This window comes from Microcoleus sp. A6-C6 (assembly GCF_036705955.1).
GTDB lineage: Bacteria > Cyanobacteriota > Cyanobacteriia > Cyanobacteriales > Microcoleaceae > Microcoleus.
The window spans coordinates 1-7515 of record NZ_JAUBVR010000136.1; the positions used below are offsets into that span (position 1 = coordinate 1).

A 7515-nucleotide genomic window follows, 5' to 3' on the forward strand; every position below is an offset into this window, starting at 1 on the left:
GCGCGACTCGCCGATTCCGATTCCTCGCGCTGCGATCGCCCCAGCAACAATCGCGCCACTGTCGGCGTACTCGCTTCATCGAGGGTTGTCAAAGCCATCAGCGCCACTCCCAGGGGCAACTGTTCGATCGCGCCCAACTCATCCAAATATACCAGATGCACCTGATCGCTGTTCAAGAGCGATCGATAGGGATGGGTTTCTGATTGTTCAGTCGATCGACTCGGATAAATTACCACCGCTTCCCAATCAGTAAAACGCTGACGGTTGCGATAAAAATACAAAAACGACTCACCAAACAATCGCTCATAAAGCAATTCATCGCGCTGAAACTGCACTTCACAGAAATAGACAACTCCCGGCTCAGCATCCGGTGGCAAAAACACCCCATCAATTTCAAACTTCGGTTCCTTTACAGCAACGGAGTCAAATCGATACTGTTCTGCATTCAATGGTGACTCTTCCAATAGCTCAAACAGCAGCGTCGGAGTTTCTTGAAAGAACTTGTAAAAGATTGAATCTCGACGCATTAAGTCAAAATCTCCTATAGCCTGTGCAACTTATCCAAAATCCGCAAGCCAGAATCAACAAGCGTGACTCATCGCCCGGTTGACAGTCGTCTCGCGGGTCAATAGTAGCTTGTTTGATGCGTCCACATCTAGCGCGCGATCGCCCGCGGGCAGCTCAACAACCGCCAAAAACTCATAATTGCCACAAAAATTCAAAATCCCAAACCCAAAACTCCCGAAGCCCAGTACGATCGATCTAGTTAGCAAAAATAAGTAAAAACCTTACGAGGGTAAATTATATGGATCTGGTCGTACTCCAGAACTGGCTGGACAACATCTCCTTCGCCATCCTGTTCACAACAATGCTCATCTACTGGGTAGGCGCAGCATTCCCCAGCATTCCCTACCTGGCCGCCCTAGGAAGCGCAGGAATGGCCGTCGCCAACCTCTCCATCGCCGCCCTACTCGGTTCTAGGTGGATAGAAGCCGGCTACTTCCCACTCAGCAACCTTTACGAATCCCTATTTTTCCTAGTTTGGGGAATCACCGCCATCCACCTAGTCGCCGAAAACATGAGCCGATCGCGCTTAGTCGGAGTAGCCACAGCCCCCGTAGCAATGGCAATAACCGCCTTTGCCGCCCTGACACTCCCCGACACCATGCAATCGGCAGAGCCCCTAGTACCCGCCCTCAAATCCAACTGGCTGATGATGCACGTTAGCGTCATGATGCTCAGTTACTCAACCTTAATGGTAGGAGCATTACTGGCGATCGCATTTTTAATCGTCACCCGCGGCCAAAAAATCGAACTCACCGGCAGTTCCTTCGGCACCAACAGCAGCCGCAACGGCAACTACCGCCTCCAACGCGCTCAAAACCCCGAATCTCCAACCATCGAAACCGTCGCCGACAGCGCACTAGCATTCAGCGAACCATCTTTCAACTCCAACAATAACGGTTTGGGCACCACCGCAGTGCTCGAATTAGCCACCGTTCAAACCGCATCAACCGCCCCAACTCAAACCGCAGAACTTCTCTCGCCCCAGCGCTTGAATCTAGCAGAAACTCTTGATAATATTAGCTATCGCATCATCGGTTTAGGATTCCCATTACTAACAGTGGGGATTATTGCCGGTGCCGTTTGGGCTAACGAAGCTTGGGGCTCATACTGGAGTTGGGACCCCAAAGAAACTTGGGCACTAATTACCTGGTTAGTATTTGCAGCCTACCTACACGCCCGCATCACTCGCGGCTGGCAAGGAAGGCGCCCAGCAATTTTAGCCGCCACAGGTTTTGTAGTAGTTTGGATTTGCTATCTAGGCGTCAATCTGTTAGGCAAAGGTTTACATTCCTACGGTTGGTTTTTCTAATAAAAACTGACAACTTGTTACCGTTAAATGCTCGCTGTTCCCTCGCGAAACCCTCGCGAGCGGAACCGCACCAATCCCTCACATAGGTATCCAAGTCTAACCAGATTTGATATCAAAAAATCAACCGAAAAAAGTCAACATTCAACTGACTTTTTTACTCAAATTTACTCAAAGGCAAATAGACATGGAAGAGTCGCAAATATTTCTCAAAGAAGACGATGTTTTGTCTACCCCTGCCACAGCTTTAATGTACCAGTGCACATTCAAAGTTGGGGAATTTATGACGATTATGCAGTCAAAATTGCTAGAAGAAAGACTATTTACCGACGGCATGGATTGCGAACTTCTAAGTTCAGGAAAAGCCTGGACACAGGGAAAAGTTAGATTGCGGCTAGAGTTCATCCCCCTCGCAGAAGTGGAAGAACAAAAAGCCCTTCCCGCTGCCCCAGAAGAATCAGACAGCCCCCAAAACAACGCCGCAGAGAGCTTCGACGAAACTTATCAAGATGAGCAAATAGATGTCAGCGACTCAACAGAAATAAGTAGCGATTTTCCTGTTTCTAGGTATCCAGACAGCAACCCCCACAGTCGAGGAATGTGGAGCTAAGCTGCTACTTAGGGGAGAGGGAAAGGAGGAAGATTTTTAAACTTTAAATTCAGAGTTTTGAATTGAAGAGCTTAAAACTGCACTGCCTTCCTACAACTGCCAACCCTGAGCGAAGCCAAACGGCAACTATACTGCCACGCCCACTGCTTTCCTAACAACTGTCAACTGACAACTGACAACTAACAACTGTCAACTGTCAACTGACAACTGACAACTAACAACTGTCAACTGCTTTCCTAACAACTGTCAACTGTCAACTGACAACTGTCAACTGTCAACTGACAACTGTTAACCGTAATGCCTGAATCTTCAAACTGGACACACCTCCACGCTCAACTGCACCGGACACTGCTACACAGACAAATACTGCCCTCAAATCAGCGATTGTTAGTAGCAGTATCCGGCGGACAAGATTCTCTGTGCTTAATTAAATTACTGTTAGATTTGCAGCCAAAATGGGGCTGGCAATTAGCAATTGCTCACTGCGATCACCGCTGGCGTTCCGATTCCCAATCCAATGCCAATCATGTAGAAAATTTAGCTAAAAATTGGGGAATATCCTACTATTTGCAAACAGCCTCCGACATCCCCAAAACCGAAGCAGCCGCCAGACAATGGCGGTATCAAGCTTTAACCGAAATTGCGTTAGCGAAGCCCGCCCCTACGGGAGGCTCATCAACGAAGAGGATCGCCCACAACTACTCCTACATCGTGACAGGCCACACCGCCAGCGATCGCGCCGAAACACTCCTCTACAACCTAATTCGTGGCAGCGGCGCCGACGGACTTTCCGCCCTCACTTGGACACGCCCCCTTGCCGATTTACGTTTGGAGAATTCCGGCGACAATCCCCAATCCCAAATCTATTTAGTTCGTCCCTTGCTCGAAATCACCCGATCGCAAACAGGTCAATTTTGTCAAGACCAAAAACTACCAATTTGGGAAGATTCCACCAATCAAAATTTACAATATGCCCGCAACCGCATTCGATCGCAACTATTACCCTATTTAGAAACTCATTTCAACCCAAGAGCATCGACAGCCCTCTCCCAAACAGCCGAACTCCTCCGCGCCGATGTCGAATATCTCGAACTTGCAGCCAGCGACTTACTACAGCGAGCCATCTCTCCAACTACAAACAACCCCCAGGTGCAAATTCAACTGCCAATCAAGCTAAATTGCCAGATTTTGCGAGACGCACCCTTAGCCTTACAGCGGCGCGCAATGCGGCAAGTATTGCAACAAATATTACCCTCCGCACCCAGTTTTGACAGCGTAGAAAAACTCACCAGCTTAATCTCAGCGCCCAATCGATCGCAAACCGATCCATTTCCCGGAGGAGCCATCGCCCGAATCGAAAAACCTTGGATCGCCTTAGCAAAGCCCGCCCCTACGGGGGCTGCGCCAACGAAGAGGATCGATATTTAATTTTAAGCGCTGGGCAGAAAACCCGAAAGAGCTTGCCGCAAATCAGAAACCACCTGATCTTGCTGCTCTCCAGTTTGCTGCGCGCGATCGAGTTCAGCCCCCACCGCTGTCAGCTTTTGGCGCAGCCCACTCAAATTGTCCTGCACCGGCTGCAACATCTCTTGATAAACATTCACCCGCCCCCAGAGTTCCGCCACAGCACCCTTCTCGTTAAATAAATTCTGCTCCAACTGCTTAAGTTCATTGCGTTTCGCCTCACTTTCCCCATTTTGACGGTTGACATTTCCCTCAATTTGAGATATAGCCTCCTCCACCTGCTGAATTTCCTTTTCCAGCCCTTGCAATTCTTCGCTTTGCTGCTGGCATTGAATCTTGAGCTGTGCGACGATCGGCCCCAAATCAATATCTCCGGGTTCCGTTTTTTGAGGATTAGCAGTACCCAAGCGACGCCACAACACCGCCTGATGCTGCTTCAAAACATTCTCCCGTTCCTGCAAGCGGAGGCGCTGTCCCACCAGAGTTTCATTCAACATCTGATAACTTTCGAGTTCATCAGCCATTTCATTTTCCAAAGCCATGCGATCGTACTCGCTAGCAGCTTGAATTTTCGCTTGCAGCTCCTCAATTGTCTCCTGCTGGAGAGTCAACTCCTCCTCCTGATCATTAACAAACCGGAACACCTTTTCCAAATCCTCCTGCAAATGTTGCACCAGCCCCTGCAACTCCTCAATCGGCATCCTCTCCAGAGCAGACACATCCACCACCTGTTCCAGAGCTACCGAACCCGAACCAGAAGCCAGCCCGGAGAGTTGCCGGTACATATCCTGAACAGCACTCACCTGCAAAGACATAGATTGAGTCTGAGCCTGCTTAGCGCTGAGAGTACATTGCAGCCCCCTAAGCTCCCCACGAGCTTGCGCCAAAACATCTTGAGATTGATACCACTCAGCCTGGCGATTTTGGAAGCCCTGCAAAAGTCGATCGACCTCTTCCTGCCGTTGCTCAGCATTTGCCCGTTTTTGCTCCAACTGCTGCCAGTGCAGATCCAGAATTGCCTGCTGAGCCCCCACAACACCAACAGACTGATTCAGTTGTTCCCGAACCCCTTGAGCCGCAGAAATTGCTCCTCCCAGCTTGTTCATCAACCCCTGAATCCTCAGTGCCTGTTCCTCATCAACCACAGCCCCCTGCCCCGCCTGAGACTGCTGCTGAGCCACCTGCTGCTGTTCGCCCCGCAACTGTTCCCAAGCCGTCTCCATTTGGGCGCGGCTGCGATCGACTTCCGCTCGCAATCCATTAGCCTCATCTCGAATACCTTCAATTTCCGAGCGTTGAGCCTCCAGCCGCTCCAACTCCTCCTCCATCTGAGCCAACTGCTCCTCGCGGGCTTGCATTTCCATTTCCCGGCGATTAAGCTCTTGACTCGAAAACGTCAGAGAAGCTTTCCACTGCTCAATTTCCTCCTCCTTATCCTTAAACTTGTCCTGCAATCGCGAGAAATTTTGCAGAATGCTCACCAACTGGCGGGCAGCCTCCTGAATTCGCTGCACCTGCTTGCTAGCGCTCAACTCCACCAGCACCAGCGTGCCGTCGTTAAACTTATTAGCTTCCTCAACTGGAATCGCGTCATCACCCGGTACGGCGCTCCAATTATGTTCGCCCCGCTGACAAGCTAGCAGTTTCAGTTCAGCCTTACCGCCACCGAGACCAAAGCCGCTTCTCTGTTTTTGTACTTCTGCTAGATACAGCACACTAATAGTCCTCTATGAAGGTGTCGTTTGCCCGATCGGGAGATAGCATCCTTTTTCAACTGTCTTCGGCACTCGCGCACAGCACTGCTTCTCTGGCACTGCGTCTAGAAAGCACTGCCGCCGCCCACTTTCTCAACGAATGGGAGAGCAGTATTAATGCCACTTGATTCAAGACTAGCAAAACTGCGGGGACTACCATAGCCCAAAGCCGAAAAAGGTAAGTCAGTCAAAAACTTTCTACTAATTGTACCAGGCTTTAGTTGCGGGTCGATCGCGATCTCGCCCTTAATTATCCAAAGCGGGTGTCCTCGGCAGGCGGACTAGGGATTTGAACCACGCTGCCTTAGAATAGTTATCAAGCGAGCCTGTGACTGAGCCACAGGGGAGCAAAAAAGTCAATAGTTTAAGACATAACTCAACCGCAAAGACCAACAGCGCCCGGTAAACGTCAAAATTTTGGTGATCGAAGACTTGAACCAGTCGTCCCTGCCAACGTTGCGCGATCGCGCAACGCCCGGATAATTGTGTGATCTGGATTCTACGAGTTTAGCCGACAGTGGAAATACCAGGTGAAACTCTACACTGGGAGAATGCCGCTTTCTGCCACGGTTTCAGCTTGTGGACTGGTAGCGTGGCCGACTTACCGAAAAGGTCGCCTTCGGGCCCCGTCATCAGCTTGACGGCTTTTTATTTAAGCTGGGAAGCCTGGAATAATGGAGTTCAAAAAACTCAATCATTCTTCATCTAAAAACCCAATCATGCACTGTAAAATAGTAGTATGAAAACATTAAAGTTTAAGCTGTATCAATACAAACGAAATAGATTCATCAAGCGGTCAATTCATGCCGTTAGACCAATCTACAGCCATTGTATTGCACACAAACGGGACTCCCGGATGTGGTGTCAGCACTTAAACTGTGCCAAAGTTCAATTTTTTATTGCCCAAATACGGCAACAAAATTTATTTTCACAATTAGTAACTCAAGCAGTACAAGACATTTGCCAGCCGATCGAAAAAGCCGATGGGTTGTTGCTTAAACACAATAAGAAAGGAGTCCGCCCGCCGAATTCCAAGAAGGTTCGCCAATATAAATCATTCACGCTCAAACAAGCTGACTACAAGTTTATAGGTGAAAACAGAATTAAAAATAGGAGTCGAGTTTGTCAAGATTGGAATTTCCGAGAACTTGAAGAAAAGGTCAAAAATTTAACCATTAAACTGACCTTAAGTGAGTTATTTATGGTCGTAGTGATTGAAGAATTTGCCTGGTCAGAAATCAAGTACAAGACGAGTAAACTCCCTGGACTTGATTTTGGTCTCAAAGTATTTCTCACAGTTTCAGATGGCACTAAAATTGCATCACCTCAATTCCTTAAACAATCTCTCACTGTCATCAATCAAGCTAGTTGCAAACACTCTCTTAATCAGGTGAAAGATTCGGCTAACCGTGAAAAAGCTAAAAAGAATTTAGTCCGCAGATATGAAGAAATTGTAAATCGTCGCTATGATTGGTTTGGGAAACACGCTCACGATTTGACCAAAAAGCGAGACACAAGCCCCTGGCTTTAGACATGGGAACAAGTCGGCAGCGGTTTCAACCGCCTTCTTTTCTTTCTTCAAATGAGTCATATTCTTAACATATCTATTTATGTCAATGGTTGTTCTGATGCTAAAATAGTTTTATGAAACAAAGATACAAGTACCGCATATATCCAACTCCTCGGCAAGTTCACAATCTTGCTAAATTGTTCGGTTGTTGCCGCGTTGTATGGAACGATTCACTAGCATTATGTAATTCATCCGAAAAGCTACCAAGTAACGGAGATCTGCAAAAGACTTTTATTACTCAAGC

At 48.3% G+C, this 7515-nt stretch carries 9 protein-coding genes; 7 read left to right on the plus strand and 2 right to left on the minus strand.

Annotated features, from left to right (window positions below; genetic code table 11):
* A partial coding sequence (locus QUB52_RS28135) for an Rpn family recombination-promoting nuclease/putative transposase (protein WP_332976319.1) occupies nucleotides 1–527 on the minus strand: 527 nt, incomplete at its 3' end.
* A gap of 278 nt (nucleotides 528–805) precedes the next feature.
* Between QUB52_RS28135 and ccsB the strand changes: the two genes are divergently transcribed.
* The 3 genes from ccsB (at nucleotide 806) to tilS (ending at nucleotide 3911) form a co-directional block, all read left to right on the plus strand.
* On the plus strand, nucleotides 806–1876 hold the full coding sequence (gene ccsB, locus QUB52_RS28140; protein ID WP_332972753.1) for a c-type cytochrome biogenesis protein CcsB: 1071 nt from the start codon (nucleotides 806–808) through the stop codon (nucleotides 1874–1876).
* Between the two features lie 184 nt (nucleotides 1877–2060).
* Nucleotides 2061–2483 carry a KGK domain-containing protein gene (locus tag QUB52_RS28145; RefSeq protein WP_332972754.1) on the plus strand — a complete coding sequence of 141 codons (423 nt, stop codon included), beginning with the start codon at nucleotides 2061–2063 and terminating at the stop codon, nucleotides 2481–2483.
* 297 nt (nucleotides 2484–2780) lie between these two features.
* Nucleotides 2781–3911 (plus strand): tRNA lysidine(34) synthetase TilS, encoded by a 1131-nt coding sequence (tilS, locus tag QUB52_RS28150; protein ID WP_332972755.1) that lies wholly within the window; start codon nucleotides 2781–2783, stop codon nucleotides 3909–3911.
* Between the two features lie 2 nt (nucleotides 3912–3913).
* Here the strand turns inward: tilS and hmpF are convergent, their stop codons facing one another.
* Nucleotides 3914–5662, minus strand: a complete 1749-nt coding sequence (gene hmpF / locus QUB52_RS28155) for a pilus motility taxis protein HmpF (RefSeq protein WP_332972756.1) — start codon at nucleotides 5660–5662, stop codon at nucleotides 3914–3916.
* Nucleotides 5663–5676: 14 nt separating this feature from the next.
* Here hmpF and QUB52_RS28160 point away from each other — a divergent pair, with 14 nt between their 5' ends.
* The 4 genes from QUB52_RS28160 to QUB52_RS28175 form a co-directional block, all read left to right on the plus strand.
* On the plus strand, nucleotides 5677–5829 hold the full coding sequence (locus QUB52_RS28160) for a hypothetical protein (protein WP_332976320.1): 153 nt from the start codon (nucleotides 5677–5679) through the stop codon (nucleotides 5827–5829).
* 389 nt (nucleotides 5830–6218) lie between these two features.
* The gene (locus QUB52_RS28165; RefSeq protein WP_332970607.1) at nucleotides 6219–6410 is read left to right on the plus strand and encodes a hypothetical protein; all 192 of its coding nucleotides are present in this window, start codon (nucleotides 6219–6221) and stop codon (nucleotides 6408–6410) included.
* A 30-nt stretch (nucleotides 6411–6440) separates the two neighbouring features.
* Nucleotides 6441–7232 (plus strand): transposase, encoded by a 792-nt coding sequence (locus QUB52_RS28170; protein WP_332976322.1) that lies wholly within the window; start codon nucleotides 6441–6443, stop codon nucleotides 7230–7232.
* Nucleotides 7233–7345: 113 nt separating this feature from the next.
* The coding region (locus QUB52_RS28175) for a helix-turn-helix domain-containing protein (protein ID WP_332972761.1) at nucleotides 7346–7515 on the plus strand (170 nt) is incomplete at its 3' end.